This window comes from Roseovarius sp. CAU 1744 (assembly GCF_039839345.1).
In the GTDB taxonomy this organism is placed as follows: domain Bacteria; phylum Pseudomonadota; class Alphaproteobacteria; order Rhodobacterales; family Rhodobacteraceae; genus Roseovarius.
In genome coordinates this window covers 1-17,376 of the sequence record NZ_JBDOQV010000012.1, presented here as the reverse complement: position 1 = coordinate 17,376, position 17,376 = coordinate 1, and the positions used below count along the sequence as shown (strand labels likewise).

The 17,376-nt window shown below is 61.5% G+C and carries 14 protein-coding genes; 9 read left to right on the top strand and 5 right to left on the bottom strand.

Features of this window, described 5'->3' with window-relative positions; translation table 11 throughout:
* Position 1 precedes the first annotated feature (1 nt).
* On the bottom strand, positions 2-1,027 hold the full coding sequence (locus AAFO92_RS20720) for a glycosyltransferase 61 family protein (protein WP_347538514.1): 1,026 nt from the start codon (positions 1,025-1,027) through the stop codon (positions 2-4).
* 70 nt (positions 1,028-1,097) lie between these two features.
* Positions 1,098-2,669, bottom strand: a complete 1,572-nt coding sequence (locus tag AAFO92_RS20715; protein ID WP_347538512.1) for a hypothetical protein — start codon at positions 2,667-2,669, stop codon at positions 1,098-1,100.
* Between the two features lie 237 nt (positions 2,670-2,906).
* Between AAFO92_RS20715 and AAFO92_RS20710 the strand changes: the two genes are divergently transcribed.
* Genes AAFO92_RS20710 through AAFO92_RS20700 form a run of 3 tightly spaced genes read left to right on the top strand, consistent with a single transcriptional unit; the run spans position 2,907 to position 5,718 of the window.
* Positions 2,907-3,896 carry a glycosyltransferase family 2 protein gene (locus tag AAFO92_RS20710; RefSeq protein WP_347538510.1) on the top strand — a complete coding sequence of 330 codons (990 nt, stop codon included), beginning with the start codon at positions 2,907-2,909 and terminating at the stop codon, positions 3,894-3,896.
* Positions 3,897-3,899: 3 nt separating this feature from the next.
* Positions 3,900-4,748 (top strand): sulfotransferase domain-containing protein, encoded by an 849-nt coding sequence (locus AAFO92_RS20705; RefSeq protein WP_347538508.1) that lies wholly within the window; start codon positions 3,900-3,902, stop codon positions 4,746-4,748.
* Complete coding sequence (locus tag AAFO92_RS20700) at positions 4,741-5,718, top strand: glycosyltransferase family A protein (protein WP_347538506.1); 978 nt, start codon at positions 4,741-4,743, stop codon at positions 5,716-5,718. Before AAFO92_RS20705 ends, AAFO92_RS20700 begins: the two co-directional genes overlap by 8 nt.
* A gap of 1 nt (position 5,719) precedes the next feature.
* Here the strand turns inward: AAFO92_RS20700 and AAFO92_RS20695 are convergent, their stop codons facing one another.
* Both AAFO92_RS20695 and AAFO92_RS20690 read right to left on the bottom strand, forming a co-directional pair.
* A complete protein-coding gene (locus AAFO92_RS20695; RefSeq protein ID WP_347538504.1) occupies positions 5,720-6,532 on the bottom strand; it encodes a sulfotransferase in 813 nt (270 codons plus the stop codon).
* 3 nt (positions 6,533-6,535) lie between these two features.
* On the bottom strand, positions 6,536-7,405 hold the full coding sequence (locus AAFO92_RS20690; RefSeq protein WP_347538502.1) for a glycosyltransferase family 2 protein: 870 nt from the start codon (positions 7,403-7,405) through the stop codon (positions 6,536-6,538).
* 251 nt (positions 7,406-7,656) lie between these two features.
* Between AAFO92_RS20690 and AAFO92_RS20685 the strand changes: the two genes are divergently transcribed.
* Genes AAFO92_RS20685 through AAFO92_RS20675 form a run of 3 tightly spaced genes read left to right on the top strand, consistent with a single transcriptional unit; the run spans position 7,657 to position 11,072 of the window.
* Positions 7,657-8,790 carry a Gfo/Idh/MocA family oxidoreductase gene (locus AAFO92_RS20685; RefSeq protein WP_347538500.1) on the top strand — a complete coding sequence of 378 codons (1,134 nt, stop codon included), beginning with the start codon at positions 7,657-7,659 and terminating at the stop codon, positions 8,788-8,790.
* 7 nt (positions 8,791-8,797) lie between these two features.
* Positions 8,798-9,868, top strand: a complete 1,071-nt coding sequence (locus tag AAFO92_RS20680; protein WP_347538498.1) for a Gfo/Idh/MocA family oxidoreductase — start codon at positions 8,798-8,800, stop codon at positions 9,866-9,868.
* Between the two features lie 4 nt (positions 9,869-9,872).
* Complete coding sequence (locus AAFO92_RS20675) at positions 9,873-11,072, top strand: glycosyltransferase family 4 protein (RefSeq protein ID WP_347538496.1); 1,200 nt, start codon at positions 9,873-9,875, stop codon at positions 11,070-11,072.
* On the opposite strand, the gene AAFO92_RS20670 is transcribed toward AAFO92_RS20675, so the two are convergent.
* Positions 11,073-13,664, bottom strand: a complete 2,592-nt coding sequence (locus AAFO92_RS20670; RefSeq protein ID WP_347538494.1) for an AMP-binding protein — start codon at positions 13,662-13,664, stop codon at positions 11,073-11,075.
* 320 nt (positions 13,665-13,984) lie between these two features.
* On the opposite strand from AAFO92_RS20670, the gene AAFO92_RS20665 reads away from it, so the two are divergent.
* From AAFO92_RS20665 to AAFO92_RS20655, 3 genes are all read left to right on the top strand, one after another.
* Positions 13,985-15,253 carry a glycosyltransferase family 4 protein gene (locus AAFO92_RS20665; RefSeq protein WP_347538492.1) on the top strand — a complete coding sequence of 423 codons (1,269 nt, stop codon included), beginning with the start codon at positions 13,985-13,987 and terminating at the stop codon, positions 15,251-15,253.
* 166 nt (positions 15,254-15,419) lie between these two features.
* Positions 15,420-15,677: a hypothetical protein gene (locus AAFO92_RS20660; protein ID WP_347538490.1), complete on the top strand. Its 258-nt coding sequence runs from the start codon at positions 15,420-15,422 to the stop codon at positions 15,675-15,677.
* Positions 15,678-16,145: 468 nt separating this feature from the next.
* Positions 16,146-17,376: PA14 domain-containing protein (locus AAFO92_RS20655; RefSeq protein ID WP_347538488.1), on the top strand; the 1,231-nt coding region annotated here is incomplete at its 3' end.

Here is a 17,376-nt window from a genome sequence, read left to right as displayed (position 1 = left end):
ATCAGATCATCTCGAACGCCAGTTCGAGCGAGGCAAGATCCACCTCGAACGATTGCAGGGAATATTCCAGAAACGGCTTGTCCAGATCATAGGCCGGCGCGATATGTTCGGGCTTGATCTTGCCACGCACACCGATCCAGTTACAGCCGACCTGATGCGCCATCACCCGGAATACATCCGTCATGTGGCCGCAGGGAAAGATCTCGACCAGCTGTTTCAGCCTTGCCGCATCCGAAAGGTACAAAAGCGGCGCAAGCCCCGCGCCGTGGATCGCGACCATGCTATGCGCATGTTCAAACAGGCGCAATTGCTCGGCAACGGGCAGGTCTTCGGGATAGATCGTCACATATCCGCGCGCGGCAAGATATGCCTCGACCTCCGCTTCATTCTCCAGATTGCGGGTGCCCCTGCGCGAGAGAAAGACTTTTTCCGGCTGGTCCGCGGGCGCCGCGTCGTGAATCTTCTGCTGGGCCAGTATTTCCCGGACGCGCGGCAAGCTGGCCCATTCTTCGCGCACCGAACGAATTCCGATCCAGGGCTCGGAGGCAAATGTCACGGCGTCGCCGCTGATCGTGGCGTCGCTTGGCAAGGCATTAAAACCAAAAAATTCGGCGGCCTTGACGATATAGCCCGGTGTCCGCGCGGGCAGGATCAGCGTGACCTCGGCGGGCGTCAGGCCGGTCCGGTCCATTAGCGCAAAACAGATGGGCAGGTGGTTGTTGAGGAAATGCGCCCAGTTCTGCGGGTTTCTCAACCGGAAATCAAAGAATACGGTATCGCGCAGTGTCTTGGTTTCGGCCGGTTTCCGGAACGGCATCAGACCGCGTTTTCCGGTGTCCGGCGGCGCGGCGGCATGCTGTTTCCGGGCATATTCCAGACGGCCACCGCCGACCTGTTTCTCCGGCAGGCGGATGATCTCGCAGGCGGCGACGATCCGGTCGATCAGGTGGGACCGGGCGGTGATCAGATGGTGTTCGGGGCATACGGATGGTCCGAATTCAAGAATGCCAGAGGTCTGCACCGCCATTACCCTGCCTTTGTCCCGGGGTCGCGATCACCGCCCAAGGCGGATCGCATTGTTGAGGTTGTAACGATTGTCATCCTTCACGTGGGCGCCGCTGATGCAAGGGCCTGTCCCGCCCGCCGCGCGGGGGGTGCTTTTGTACCACCTGGCCGGGCCCGTCCGCTGCTTCGGCCGGGTCGCTGCGCCGCTGGCCCCGGTCCGCGGCCGCCTTTCGGACATTGGTTTCCCTGGCGACCGCCTCGGCGGTCTGATACCGGCCCATCAGCGCGCCGGCCATCATCCATACCACCGGCGACGTGGTGGCGTTGGGGATGAGGTCGATCAACGCCGCCGCCATGACCATGGCCAGCCCTGCCGTCGCCGGGGTGACACGCAATCGCCTTCGGTTCAGGGCCAGCAGAATCGTTGCGATCCCCATCAGGCCGAACTGCGCGATATAGCCCAGCCAGCCATAAACGCCGACGACGATGACCCAGTATCCGTCGGTCGCGGCGATATCGCCGCCCTTCTCGTTAAAGACCCTGTTCCGGCCCCAAGTGCCCCATCCGGCCAGCGGCTTTCTGTTCGCATGGGCCAGAAGCTCGTCTTCGTTGTCAAACCGGTACAAGAGCGACTCCGCGCGCTTGGCGTCAATCTGGGCGGTGGCGTTGTAGATCGCCTGGGTCGGCACAAGACCCGAGCCACGCAGCATCGGATAGAGCAGGATAATGACCGACACGAGCGCCGCCAGAAACAGCTGCATCCCCGGGCCGAAGAGGAACACCAGAGGCAACAGCAAAACGAGGATTATCAGGGCGCCCAGCGAGCTGCACAGGAACAGTATGACCAGCAGATAAATCGACGCCAGGAACCATTTGGCGGCATCGGACGATTTCAGTTTTTCCCGCCAGAGGGCCATCGCCGCAATCGAAGACATGCACAGCAGGATTGCCAACCAAAGACCGTGGTTCATAAAGACGATGGGACGATAGCTGTCACCCCGGACCGCCTGTGCGAACTTGTGCGTGCTGAACCCGTAGAATTGCTTGTTGAGCTGCGGGCTCATCCGGATTTCCCACAGGGCCAGCACCGAGTAGAGCAGGCAGCCAACGACAAAGACCTTCAGCAATATGACGTGCGATTCAGGGGTCGCAAGGTACCGCCGCGCCAGCAGAAAGGGGGTGATCGTGATCAGCAGCGCCAGGTCGATCGACAGGACGTCGTAAGGGCGCAGGCCCGACAGGAACCGGGTACCGCGGATCAGCGGTTCACTGTTGTTCGTGGCGGTGATCATGGTGGCACCGAACATCAGCGCAAGCAACGACCAGAACAGGAGCCGCCCGCGCCGCACGACAAAGCGGCCATCGGCAGCAGGATCCTTGCCCGCCGCGCCCGCTGCCGGCTGCGCACGTGTCATTCCCGCGTTCTGCTTCTGCAGGTTCGCTACACCCACAAGGAGGCACATCACCGCCGCCCAGACATTGACCACCAGTTGCTTGTCATAAGGTGGCACGAGCGGCAGGTCGAAACCGACAAATTGCGGGACCAGCAGATAACCGGCCACGACCGATATGCACAGGGCCGTGGGCCGATCGAACCGCCGGAAAATGAAGAAAACCACAAGCGGCCAGCCGAACAGAACAAGATGTGCTAATTGAGACGCCATAGAAGAAACAGTAACTTATTTTGCTGCCGTAGTATCTATTTTGTATTCCGCAAGAAACCACTAAGCCGGGTTTGACGCGCAAAAAAACCCGATTGCAACAGCCTTTCCCAACAATGTAGCACGATCGGCGCTATTGTTTCCCTCTGTTAGCGAAATGTGAAATCAGCGGTTGGATTGGCCCCCGCTTTGACGCATGAAGACGTGACTCTGGCCCGCTGTCACCTGGAACCTGGAACATTGACGATACCACCTGCCACACCTGCCCGGATCGCCAGAATCGTGGTTTCGGTCATCAACTACAAGACGGCCGATCTGACCATCCAATGCACGCAATCCGTTCTGGATTGCCTCGGCGGTGTGGATGGCCACGTGGTGATCGTGGACAACCGATCGGATGACGGCTCGGTCGAGCGCATTTCCACATGGATCACCGAGAACGATCACGGCGATCGCGTGCACCTGGTTCAGTCCGCGACAAACAGCGGATTCTCGGGCGGGCATAACCAGGGCATGGGCGCAATGCCCGCTGAATACTACCTTATACTCAATTCCGATGCGGTCTTGTTGCCGGGTTTCATCGACCAGATCCTCAGCGCTGCGGATGCCGAGCCCGCTATGGGGTTCTTCTCGCCAAGGATCGACTATGACGATGGCGGCCAGCAGATCAGCTGTTTCCGGTTCATGTCGCCGCTGAGTGAGCTGATCCGGGGCGCCGAGAGCAGACCTGTCGCGCAGCTGCTGGCACATCGCCGCGTCGCGCTGGAGATGCCGCCGGAACCGGATCAGGTGGAGTGGGCCAGTTTCGCCTGTATCCTGTTGCGCGCCAAGATGACCCGTCAGCTGGGACCGATGGACGAGGGGTATTTCCTCTATTTCGAGGATGTCGAATATTGCTGGCGCGCGCGTCAAGCGGGATGGCGCATCCGCTACGTCCCCCAGGCCAGGGCCATTCATTTCCGTGGCGGCAGCGGGCCGGTCAAGTCGCTGGCAAAGGCGAAAAAGCGTTTGCCCGCCTACTATTACGCCTCGCGCACGCGCGTACTGTACCAGATGTACGGCACCGGCGGATTATTGCTTGCCAACCTCACGTGGTTTTTCGGACGTGCGATTGCCCTTATGCGCGTGTTAGCTGGTAAGAAAGTACCACCGAGCAATCAACAGGAATATCGCGATATCTGGATCAACTTCTTTTCACCGCTTGGCGACAGCCGCCAGTCGAAGAATTAGGCTATGGCACTACCGGATTTCATTATCGTCGGCGCCATGAAATGCGGCACCAGCACATTGGCGGCCCAGCTGGATGCGCAGCCCGGTATTTTCATGACCACGCCGAAGGAACCCAACTTCTTTTCGGATGACGACGTCTTTGCCCGCGGTGCGGAATGGTATCGGGATCTCTTCTCCCCGGCCGCCCCGGGTGACATCAGGGGCGAAGCCAGCACGCATTACACCAAGAGCCCCCTGCATCCCGATGCCCTGCCACGGATGCAACAGATGCTGGAGGCCCCGAAAATTATCTACCTGATCCGCGATCCGGTCGCACGGGCGGTATCGCATTACATTCATGAATGGACGATGGGGGTGATGTCGTCGGACATCGAAGAGGCATTTGCCGCCCACCCGGAACTTGTGTCCTACGGTTGCTACGCCGAACAGATCGCCCCTTATATCCATGCTTTTGGCGCCGAAAACGTGCTGGTCCTCAACCTTGAGACGATGAAGGCGCAGCCGCAGCAGGTGCTGGAACAGGTCTGTGGTTTTCTGGGCTACGATCAACGGCCGGTCTGGTCGGACGCGCATGCGCGGGTCAATGTCTCGGCCGACCGCATCAGAAAATTCCCGCTGCACTGGCTGGTTTTCGGCAACCCGGTCGCCGCAGCGCTGCGTCGGACGCTGGTGCCGCAGTCGATACGTGACCGATTGAAGAAGAAACGCCAGATGCAGGACAGGCCTGAACTGCCGGGCGCGATAAGGGCCGAGCTTCAGACCGTCTTTGCCCGCGATTTCGAGCACCTGCGCGCATTGTTCCCGGACCGGGATGACCTGCACGCCAGCTATCCGTTTGTTGCCCATGGATAGGGAACCGGTCATAGGCGCGGTCATCATCGGCCGGAACGAAGGCGACCGCCTGGGCCTGTGCCTTGTCTCTGTCGGCAAGCAGGTATCGCATATCGTCTATGTCGATTCCGGGTCCGACGATGGCAGCGTCGAACGGGCCCGCATGGCCGGGGCCGATGTGGTCGAACTGGACATGACCCGGCCCTTTACCGCCGCACGGGCGCGCAATGCCGGGCTGGAGGCGCTGACCGCCGGGCGCGACGTGGATTTCGTGCAGTTCATCGACGGCGATTGCGAGCTGCAGGAGGGTTGGGTTGCCACCGCCAGCGCGTTTCTGATCCAGCATTCCGACGCGGCTGTCGCCTTTGGACGCAGGCGCGAACGCTTCCCCGAAAAATCCATCTACAACCGGCTTTGCGACTGGGAATGGGATACGCCGATCGGCATGGTTAACTCCTGCGGCGGTGATGCCCTGATGCGGGTGCAGGCGCTGAAGGACGTGGACGGTTTCGACCCGTCGCTTATCGCCGGGGAAGAGCCCGAGCTTTGCGTGCGGCTGCGCGCCTGGCGCTGGCAGATCTGGCGGCTGGATCACGAAATGACCCTGCATGACGCCGACATGACCCGTTTCGCGCAGTTCTGGAAACGTACCCATCGGGCCGGCCACGCCTTTGCCGAAGGCGCCGCGCTGCACGGGTTGCCGCCCGAGCGGCATTGGGTACGCGAAACCCGCAAGGCGATCTATTGGGGCCTGCTGATCCCGCTGCTGATTGTGCTGTTGGCATGGCTCTTTTCGCCCAAGGCACTGTTGCTCTTTCTGATCTATCCGGCGCAGATCGTTCGCCTGGCGCTGCGCGACGGGCGGGATAGCGCCGCGTGGGAAAGAGCGGTGCTGCTGGTGGTCGGCAAATTCGCCGAGATGACCGGCGTGATGGAATACTGGCTGCGCCGCCTGCTGGGGCGGCCGCGCGGGCTGGTGGAGTACAAGTAGCTCAGGTCGCGCCGCGTGCCGCCGCCCGCTGCAGCAGCTCTTCGTGCGGTGTCCCGCGCACCGCCGCCACGCATTCATCGAAATTCTCGATCACCTCTTTGACCGGCCTGCGGATGATCTTGACCATCCTTTCTTCGGTGCGCACCGGTTCGACCCCCAGAAAGGCGAAGATCGCGGCCATCGTCTGATGCCGCAACTCAGGGTCGGAAAACAGGTCTTCATAGCGGATGACCAGCTTGCGCGCTTCCGGCAGACGGCCCAGCATCGCCTCCAGCTCGGTGTTTTCAGTCTCTATATCGGCCAAAAGTGCAGCGACTTGGGTGGGTTCGATCCGCAGGGTCTTGCGCCCTCCGCTGCGGGCACTGGTCGTCTTGATGACCCCTGTCGCCCCCAGCATCGCGTTCGAGATCATCCGGTCCACCACGTCCTGCCGCAGCAAACCGATCACTTTCAGATCGGCGCGGTTATCCAGGTAATCCGACAGGCCGAAGCGGGTGAAATTGAGCGAGAAATCCTTGATCCCCCAGCTCTGGATATCGCGTATCGGCTTGGCGGCGCCGCGCTGACCCGCAAGCGTCTTGCGCAGCGACCGGACGGCATTGACCATGCGCAGAAATGCCCCGGAATACAGCACCCAGTCCAGAAACGCCTCGTCGCCTTGCGGGATCAGCGGCAGCCTGCGCTGCAGTTTCCGTACCGCGTTCCACTCGCCCAGTACCTCGCCGAAATTCAGCACCGCGGGGTTCTGGTTCAGCATGTCGCATAGCGTGTTGCTGCCGCTGCGGCCAAGGGTCAGGATCACGTGCCTTTCCATGCGCTAGCGCCCCCTGTCCCAGCCATCGCGCGAACGGCGCAACCGCACCGCGACATGCACCAGCGCATAGACGGCGAACGGCACCGGCATTTTCAGCAGCAACCCGATCAGGTCCGCGCCCGTGACCGGCGCCTTGGCCTCGCGGTCCATGATCTCGGGGTAGAGGCGTTGGATTTCGCGCACCCCGTCATCCTGACGGCGCCGCACCCGCACCAGGTTGGCGAAACCTTCGACCATCGGCCAGTGATAGCGCGCGGTCACTTCGATGCGTTCGCCGGGGGTGAACTGGAGCCGCACGAAGGTATCGTCGGAAATGATCGCGGGAAACTCTGCCCAGCGGTCCCGCCCCGCGCGGTTAAGCGCAAAGAGGCCCGCGCCAACCGCACCACCTTTGACAAATGGCAGCTGGACCCAGAGCCTGGCATATTGCCGCGTCACCCAGCTGCGCGCCGGGGCCACCTGCAAACGGCCCGTGGCATATAGGGGACGGTCGGTCATCAGAACGTCGCGCAACTGTGCCAGCAGATCGGGATCAAGCCGCACATCGGCGTCCAGAAACACCAGCGCACGACCCGCCGCCAGCTGGTCCGCCGCGTTCAGCGCGTTGACCTTGCCGGGCTCGGGCACCTCGACGATGTTCAGTGTCCAGCCACGCGCCGCGAACCGGTCCGAATAGGCGCGGGCAACCTCGACCGTCCGGTCGGTGCAGGCGTTTGCGGCCAGAATGGTCTCGACCGCACCGGCATCGTCCGATTGGCCCAACAGCGATTCCAGGCACGCGCCAATATAGGCCTCTTCGTTGCGCGCCGCGATGATCACGTTGATCAGGGCTGTCTCGCGCTCCTGATTGTCCTGATCCGCCGCCGCTGCCATGGATTTGCCCGTTCCTCGTGCCCTTTTCAGACCGTTACCCGTTTCTTGGGGCATTTGTCGACAATCAAGCCGCATCGCGGGTGAAACGGTGATTTCTGTTGGCCCCGCGTCACATACGGCCGCCCAATGCGGCCCGCCAGAACGGATTGCCATGGACAAATCCGCCCGCGGACGGCACCAGAGAGCCCAGAGATGGTTGAATTCCCCAATCGGGCCACATTGCTGACAAGAGAGACCGGCAGGACACCCCTATGATCAAGGTTGGCATCATTGGAACCGGGTTTGTGGCCGATTTGTACATGCGGTCATTCGCTCTGGGCACCGATTTCGAACTGATCGGCGCCCATGACCGCCGGCCCGAGCGGCTGTCGCAATTCTGTGCCCACTGGGATCAGCCCGCCTTTGCGACGTCGGAGGCGTTGCTGGCGGCGATCGGTCCCGGTGGCATATTGCTGAACCTCACCAACCCCGCATCGCACTACGAGGTCGGGCGCGCGGGGCTTGAGGCTGGCTGCCATGTCTACACCGAAAAACCGCTGGCGATGAACGTGTCGGACGCGCAGGCTCTCTGCGATCTGGCGCGCAAGAAAGGGCTGATGCTGGCCTCGGCGCCCTGCAGCTTTCTGGGCGAGGCGGCGCAGACCGTGGGGGCCGCCATCCGCGCGGATGTGGCAGGCCCGATCCGCGCGATCTATGCCGAGCTGGATGACGGGTTCATCCCCCAGGCGCGCTATGCCGATTGGATCAGCGAAAGCGGTGCGCCCTGGCCGGCGGGAGATGAATTCGAGGTCGGCTGCACGTTGGAACATGCGGGTTATTACCTGACCTGGCTGATTGCGATCTTCGGCTCGGTCCGCACGGTTGTGGCGGCCTCGGCGCGGCAGGTCAGCGACCTGCTGCCGGTGGATGATCCAGCGCCGGATTTCTCGGTTGCGACCCTGTTCTTCGACTGCGGCGTCGTGGCGCGGCTGACCTGTACCATCATCGGGCCGCATAACCATTCGCTGCGGCTTGTCGGGGATCGCGGCGTGATCGAGCTGGACGAGGCATGGAACAATGCCGCAAAGGTGCGGTTTCGCCGCCGGTTCAACCTGCGCCGCCGGTTGATGGAATCGCCTCTTGCCCGGCGGCTGAAACTGGCCGGAGAAACCCACCCCAAGGTCGGCCGGTGGGGCTCTGCCTCGATGAATTTCGCGCTGGGCGTAACCGAGATGGCAGAGGCGATCCGCGATGGCCGCCCCTGCCGGATGTCCATCGACCTGGCGCTGCACCTGACCGAGGTGACGCTTGCCATCCAGGGGGCGGGCGAAACCGGTGGCGCCCAGCGGATGACCACGCGCTGCGATCCGGTGGAGCCGATGCCCTGGGCGCAGAGATTGGGATGAGGTGGTGATGGCGGACCAGATCAAGTTGGGGATTGTCGGCACCGGGCGCATGGCCTCACGCATGATGCAGGCGCTGGCAACCGTGCCTGAGTTTGCCGTGCAGGGCGTTGCATCGGGATCAGGCGAGCGCGCCCGCGCCTTCGCAGAGGCGTTCGGCATCCCCCACAATTGTGCCTCCGCCGCGGAACTGGCCGGAAACGCGGATGTGGATGCGGTCTATATCTGCGGACGCAGCGGCAATCACACTGCCGACGCGCTGGCGGCGATCGAGGCCGGCAAACCGACCCTGCTGGAAAAGCCGCTGGCCACCGGTATCGAGGATGCGACCCGCCTGACCGATGCCGCGCGCGGGGCGAAGATCCTGCTGCTGGAAAACCTCTGGTGTCTGGCGCTGCCGACCTATCGCCGCCTCTCCGAGGGTCTGAACAGTCAGAGCTACGGCAAAGCGGTGCAGCTGCAGTTTTCCTTCGGTTACCCGGTCACGCCACAGGCCTACCCATCGCTGTTCGATCCCACGGATGGCGGCGCGCTGCTGGATCGCGGGGTCTATGGCGTGTCTCTGGCGCTGCACCTGCTGGGGCCGGTCAACCGGGTCCAGGCCAGTGCGCAGCTGAACGGCGATGGCGTCGATCTGACGACCGACATCAACCTTGAACATTATTCCGGCGCGACGTCGCAGATTTCCGTGTCCCTGAACGCGCTGATGTCGAACACCGCCACGCTGTCCTGCACGCATGGGTCCATGCAGCTGGGGGCGCCGGTGGTGGGCTCGGAATCTTTCCTCGGTCAGCAGATGACGCCCGAGAGTGGCGCGCCTTCGGACGGGATACATGTGCCCTCTGCCGGCCTGAAGGACAGGCTCAAGGCCAACCGCGTGCTGCGCAAGCTCAAGCGGCTGAAGGATGCCAGCGCGGCGCAGTTCCTGCCGCACGGGGCGGATCAATATGCACCGATGCTGACCCATTTCCGCGACCTGATCCGCCAGGGCCTCAGCGAAAGCGCGCTGGTGCCGCTGGAATTGTCGCTGAACACCCAGGGCGTGCTGGCCGAGGCGCGTCAACAGATCAAGGGGACGTGACCTGATGCGTATCGGCTATCTGATGAATGCCTATCCGATGACCTCCACCACCTTCATCCGGCGCGAGATTCACGCGATCGAGGAACAGGGGGTCGATGTCAAACGCTATGCCATCCGCCCCTGGTCCGAGGCGCTGGTGGATGCGCAGGACAAGGCGGAACAGGACATCACCTTTTATCTGCTGGTGGGTCGCCTGGGCGGGTTGCTGGGCGATTTTGGCAAGGAACTGGTCTCTAACCCGGCCGGAATGGCCCGTGCGCTCAAGGCCTGGTGGCGGCTCTGGCGCAATGCCGGGCGCGGGTTCGTGCCGCATGTCGCCTACTTGCTCGAGGCGGTCTCGCTGAAACGTCGCGCCACTGCCGACGGGATACGTCATCTGCATACGCATTTCTCCACCAACTCCGCCGCCGTGGCGATGTTGTCGAAACGGCTGGGCGGGCCGGGCTACAGCTTTACCGCGCACGGGCCGGATGAATTTGTCGATTGGGGCCGGTCGTCACTGGGGCTGAAAGTGGCCGAAGCGCGGTTCGTCATCGCCATTTCCCATTTCTGCAAGGTGCAGCTGGCGCGCGCGGCAGGCATGGAATTCTGGGATCGGCTGCATATCGTCGGTTGCGGCATCGACGTGGAAGAATTTGCCCCCAGCGAGGCACCTTTCGATGACACCGCGCCCTTCGTCTCGGTTGGGCGGCTGTGTCCGCAAAAGGCGCAGACGCTGGTGGTCGACGCGGTGGCCCGCGTCGCCAGGGATCATCCGGGGGTTCGCGTGACCCTGATCGGCGACGGCGAAAGCCGGGCCGAGGTTGAGGCGGCGATTGCCCGGCACGGCATTGCCGGGAACGTGACGCTCATGGGCTGGCAGGACAACCAGACCGTCCGCGCCGAGCTGGGCCGCGCCCGCGCGCTGCTGCTGCCCAGTTTCGCCGAAGGGCTGCCGGTGGTGATCATGGAGGCGCTGGCCCTGGGTCGGCCGGCGATTTCGACCTATATCGCCGGTATTCCTGAACTGGTCGATGAGGGCTGCGGATGGATCATACCGGCGGGTTCGGTCGATGACATTGCCCGCGCGATACAAGAGGCGCTTGCCGCCGAACCCGCCGATCTCAAGGCAAAAGGGATCGAGGGGCGCGCCCGGGTGATTGACCGGCACGACGTGCGCAAGAACGCGGCCCGGTTGTTGGAGCTGATCCGCGGCGCGTCCTGATCAGCCGAAATACATCCGCCGCAGACGCCAGCCGGAATAGCCCATCAGCGCCAGGAAGGCCGTAAGCGGAATGAGCAGGGCGATCGCGCCCGGCAGACCAAGAATTTTCAGGATGTCCTTGGCTGGGATGACCACGCCGTGAAACGCATAGATCGGCAGGGCCAAACCGCCGATCACGATCATCACCTGCAAGATACCTCGCGTGACCCGCCCCAGCCCCGTCCAGCCACGCAGCAGGATTTCGAACCCGCCTACAAGGAAGATCACCAGGAAGAAATAGAACACAAACCCGATCAGGCTGGTGAAGAACGGCGATCCCCGCGTGACGAAGGCCGCCTCGGGAAGAGCATCCGCACCGACGATCATCGCGAAGGCCATGCCAAACGCGCCGCCCAGCGCAAAGACGCGGCTGGCCTTCTGGCTGTCTGCCTGCTGGCCGTACCAGTGGCCCGCCGCGATGCCGGCAAAGACAAAGGCGGATATCTTGAAATAGCTGTAGCCCGCGACCGCCATCAGGCGGGGCCATTCCAGGATGCTGTCCAACCGGCCGGGTGCCACGATCGTTGCCAGCCAGTAGACCGGCATTCCCAGCACACAGACCAGAAGCGCGCGAAAGATCACGTTGTCACCCGCGCTCAGGTAATCCAGCCAGTACCGCGCCGTCAGAAAGGCCAGCACGTAATAGGCCAGGATATTGTAGAAGGACAACGCGACCCCGAGGCCGGTGATTGTATCGCCCCGCAGCGCGAAATGGGTGAGGTGAAAGACCGCCATGATCGTCAGTCCGGACAGCACCAGCCAGAAGGACAGGCGCAATCGCTTGCGCACCGCGGGTTTGTTCAGGGCGTAACCGGGCAGGAAAAAGATCGCCAGGCCAATGCCGAAAATCACCGCAAAGCCCTCGGTGCCCATCACGTAGATCCATCCCAGGTAATTGCTTGCCAGATCACCGATGCCCAAACGCTTGAAAAATCCCGGCCCCCAATGGGACAGCAGCACGGCCAGCACCATCAGCCCGCGGGTGACGTTGATCGACCAGGTCCGCGCCGTCCGTTCGGGCAGCTGCGACGGGGCAGTCCTGGCATCGGCAACCGGTTCATCCCGCAGGGCGGCGACATCGCGCAGCGTCTGACCTTCCAGCGTGGCCCGCACGGCGGCACGGTTGAATTCCTTCTCCATCACCAGTCCGATCTGAACCGCGCTCAGCGAATCGCCGCCCGTATCGTAGAAACTGTCACCGGGGCGGATGGCCACCGGGCCGACCACCTTGCGCCACGCATCCGCCACGTGCTGTTCCGCCTCGGAAAGCTCGGCATTTGGGACGCTGGCGGCTCTCTCGTTCGCGTTGTCCTTTTGCGCCAGGTAGATTTCCTGGATTTTCCTGCGCTGGACCTTGCCGGTTCCGGTCACGGGGATGTCGTCGACGGCAAATATGTTCACGCCGCCGGGCTGATTGACCCCTGCCTTGGCCATCGCGATCTCGGCGGCCTTTTCCACCATCGCTGCGCGGTCCATCGCGTCGCGTCGGATGGCAATCAACACCGCATCGCCCCGCAGCGGATCATCGGTGCGGGTCACGCCGATCTGGCCGCTGCCGCCGCAGATGCGGATGATCTCCTGTTCAAGGTTATCGGCGTTCAGGTTTACCCCGGCGATGTTCATCTGATCGTCCAGACGCCCCTCGTAGAAGAGCATCCCGTTTTCGATCCGGCCCTTGTCCTTGGTATGAAGCCAGCCATCCTTGTCCGTCAGCGGCGCAACCTGCCCATCCTCCTGCAACAGGCCCAGCGCCACGTGGTCACCGCGAATGCAGATCTCGTCCTCGCGGCCGATCATGGTTTCCGCCGGGCTGGTTGCCGCGCCCACGCTTTCCAGCGCGTCGGCAGGGCTCTGGCCGATATCCAGGAAGGTCGTGCGCGAGGCCTCGGTCAGGCCATAGTGCTGCACGATCCGGGCCTTCGGAAAAAGCTGCCTGAGCGCCAGTTTTTCGGGGCCGGACATGTATTGGCTGCCAATCTCGATCCAGCGCACCGCCTCGCCCGCCTGGCCGATCGCATCGGGCGCCGACAGGATCACCCGCCACAGCGTCGGCACCGCGGAAATGGCGTTGATCTCGCCGCGTTCCAGCATCTCGCGGATCTCGATCGGATCGAAACGTGCGGGCAGGTAATACTGCCCCCCCACGGCTGACACCGCGCGGATCCGGCCAAGGCCAAAGGAATATGTGGCCGGCACGCCGACATATTCGCGGACGCTGTCATCCAGCGCCATCGCGTCATTCAGCCGCTCTACCACATCCGAGATGTTGCGCTGGCTGAGTACAATCGGCTTCGGCAGGCTCTCGGTGCCGGAGGAAAAGAGGATCTGCGCCGGCGCATCCGATGTGCCGGGGGTAAAGCGCTGCCGGCCCCAGCCCAGATCGCTGCCCGCGCTCAGGGTCTCGGTCACCTCCAGGCCCCGATAGCGTGTCAGGTCCAACCCGGGCCGCTGCACAGTAAAAAGCTGCCCCTCATCGTAGAGCCTGAAAACATGATCCAGAAAACCAAGCGTGTTCTTGCCTTCGACAGCGACGGTCCTCAGGGGGTTACTCATCAATATGGCCTTTGTTCAATATCGTCCTGCGCCGGGCTGCCTGCGCATTTCTTGTTCCATGCCGCCAGAAACACCGCATTTGTGGCACTGTTATGTTTCAACTGGCACCAAAAAAGAAGAGATTTCGAGTGTGTCCTGCCTCAGGTGGCGAATTCTGCCCGGCAGCGACGGGCGCGCACGGCATTCGCCAATTTGCTTGTCATTGAAGGCACGGCGGATAGTATCCGCGGCAAGAGAAATGTCCCTGCCGTGGCGTGGTGTGGGTCTGGTGGTTTTTGGGTCGGTCATTTGCTATTGGCCACGCGGCGCGGAACGGAAGCATGAACAAACCATCTGGTCCCAATGTCCTGATCGTGGCGCCGAACGCCTCCTCGCGCATGGGCGGCGAGGCATTTCTGCCGTTGAAGTATTTTCAGATCCTCAGACAGCGGGGCCTGGGCGCCAGCCTGATTGCCCATGCCCGCAACCGCGCCGATCTTGAGGAAGCGCTCAGCGATTATCGGGACGATATTCATTACATCGAGGACAGCCGGTACCATCGCTGGATCTGGAAGGCGGGTAGGCGCCTGCCCGACGCGATCCGCACCCCACTGATCGGCAACCTGGTGAACCAGGTCAACGAGGTCTATCAGAAACGCCTGATCCGCAAGCTGCTGGCCGAAGGGAAGGTCGACCTGATCCATCAGCCCATCCCCGTATCGCCCCGTGCCCCCTCGCGCATCTACGGCCTTGGGGTGCCCGTGGTGATCGGGCCGATGAACGGCAACATGGATTACCCCGAAGGTTACGAGGAATATGAAAACCGGATTGCCCGGATGCTGATCCCGCTGGGACGAATGATGGCCAAGCTGGTGAATGTGGTGATTCCCGGCAAGCGCCGGGCCGATGTGTTGCTTGTGGCCAACGATCGGACCCGCGACGGGTTGCCATTCGACGATCGTTCGCGGGTCATCACCCTGACCGAGAACGGCGTTGACCTGTCGATATGGCAAAGCCCGGATACGGTCGAGGCCTCGCGCGAACCGGGCGTGCTGCGCCTGGTCTTCATGGGCCGGCTGATCCCGCTGAAGGCGCTGGACGTTTCGCTCAGGGCGATACGGCTGGCGCGCGACAACGGCCTGGATGTCAGTTTGCAGATCATGGGCGACGGTCCCGAACGGCCGGATCTTGAAAATCTGGTCGCGGAGCTGGGGCTGAGCGCGCATGTCACCTTTCACGGATTCCTCCGGCAAGAGGAATGTGCGCAGATTCTGGCAAGATCCGACGCGCTGTTGCTGAACTCTTTACGAGAATGCGGCGGTGCCGTGGTGCTGGAGGCGATGAGCCTTGGCAAACCGGTCATTGCCGCGGACTGGGGCGGGCCCGCAGATTACCTGGATTCCAGCTGTGGCATTCTTGTTCATCCCGTGCCTCGACATAGTTTCGCCGATCGGCTGGCCCAGGCAATTTCTGACTTGGCCAATGACCCACAAGCAAGGTATGGTATGGGCGAGGCAGGCAGACACAAGATCAAGCACGAATTTGACTGGGAAAAGAAAATCGATCGGATTCTCGAAATCTATCAGGACGCCCTCGCGTCCCGGAACTGAGCTTTCTTGCCGACGGGTCCGACAATCCTTGCCATGCGATCCATGTGACGGCGGACCCAGCCCGTTCAGAATATTGAACCTAACCTGCCATTTTTTAGCCCGCATTAACTGTTCTTTAATGATTCCCGAAACGCTCACATCGGGCTCAAAGAAGGCCGTTAACTGAATGTCTGCAGACACATCCACAAACCGGGTGCCCAATCATCTTGTCGGTACCCGCCAGGGATTGTTCCACGTGCTGCGTGGCTCAACCATCATTCCGCAGGAAGATCCGATGGCGCGGGCCGAACTGCCCAGCATGATCCAGATAGATGAGGCAATGCTGCAGTCACCCGCGCTGCAGAACTCTCCGGTGTTCCTGAAATCACAGCGCGACAGGCTATCGGCCTTCCTAAGCAAGGACGAGTTCTGCTTTAACATCTGACAACCCGCGCCGGGTTTCCGGATTAAAACCTGACCATTGGTATAGTCGGCAGCGATTGGCGGGAAACCCCCATCCCAAAGAGCCGTTTCAGCAGGAAAATGCCAACTTATGGTTGTTTCCGGTTTCTGAATTGTCCCGGAATCATGAACAGCCTTAGGGTCCGCGGCAGAAAAGAGGTGGTGCGAATCCACTCGTTGAGGTGGCGGCAGTCCACGCAGTTCTGAATGCCCGTCGCTTTGCGGTTTGAAACTCACTCAAGCCGCGCGTTTTGTTGTGATGTACAAGTGATTGTTTTCGCAAGGCAATTCGCCGCGCGAAAATTATTCTGTTTTGGTTCAAATGTGAAGGTTTTCCGTAACTGAGTATCAATTGTGCTGGCCCTATATTGCCGCGCGTTGGCCTCAAAAATGTCCAGAATGTGAAAGAAGGATTGACCAAGATGGGTATGAAACACGGGAGAAGTCCGCGATGAGAAACCTCCAGAATGGGGTATTCCAGTTGTTTTTTCCTGGATTCCAGAATGATTCCTTCCTCGGGCAATTCCCAAGCGTCTGGATTTTCCAAAACAACATCGCCGCGCTGATGAAAAGACATCAAGAAGCTGTCAGGAAAGCCGCGCAAAAGAAGAATGCGCCGGCGGACAGCGATCATGCTGACCGCGACGATCATGAGGATGCCCGCGGCGGCTTGCATGATGGTATGGACGGTCACGATGACGACCAAGGTGTGGAGGTTGCGGGCCTCAAGGCCGAGTATTTCATCCTGTCGAAAGAGACGACTTCGCTGGGCCGGGTCAATTTCAACGAGACCCCGGACACGGTCGAAGACGTCGACGACCTGAGCTATTACCGCACCCGTGAGTCTTTCTGGGAAGATGGCGCGATCAACCACTTCGCTGCGCGCTACAGCGGACATCTGAACGTGGAAGAAGGCGGCCGGTATAAACTGTACTTGTCTTCGGACGATACTGCAGCAGTCTATGTTGACGGCAAGCGCGTCCTTTTCAACAAACATTCGGATTCAAACGACCCCCGGACAACCGCCAGGTGGATCACGCTCGAAGCCGGCTCGCATGAGATCGAGATTCGCTATATCGAAAACCGCGGCACGCAGACCCTGCAGCTTGAGTGGCAAGGGCCCGATTCAGGCGGTCAGAGAGAGCTGATCGGTTCTGACAACCTGTCGCATATCGGATCCAGTGACGATCACGACCACGGTGACCACACCGACGGGACTGGCGACGACCACACCGGGCACGACGATACCGTCGATAATGGCGGTGATGACCACACAGGCCATGACGACACCGTCGATAACGGCGGCGACGACCACACAGGACATGACGATACCGTCGATAATGGTGGCGACGACCATACAGGACATGACGATACCGTCGATAATGGCGGTGATGACCATACAGGCCATGACGACACCGTCGATAATGGTGGCGACGACCATACAGGCCATGACGACACCGTCGATAATGGTGGCGACGACCATACAGGACATGACGACACCGTCGATAATGGTGGCGACGACCATACAGGGCACGACGACACCGTCGACAACGGGCATAATCACGGCGACGACGATTCATACATTCCGCTGCCTACACATCCTAGTGAAGTTGAGGCCTACGTCATTGCAGTAAAGGCCGAAGCGGATCATTCTGCTCATATGGACGACTCGCAAAAGGCCA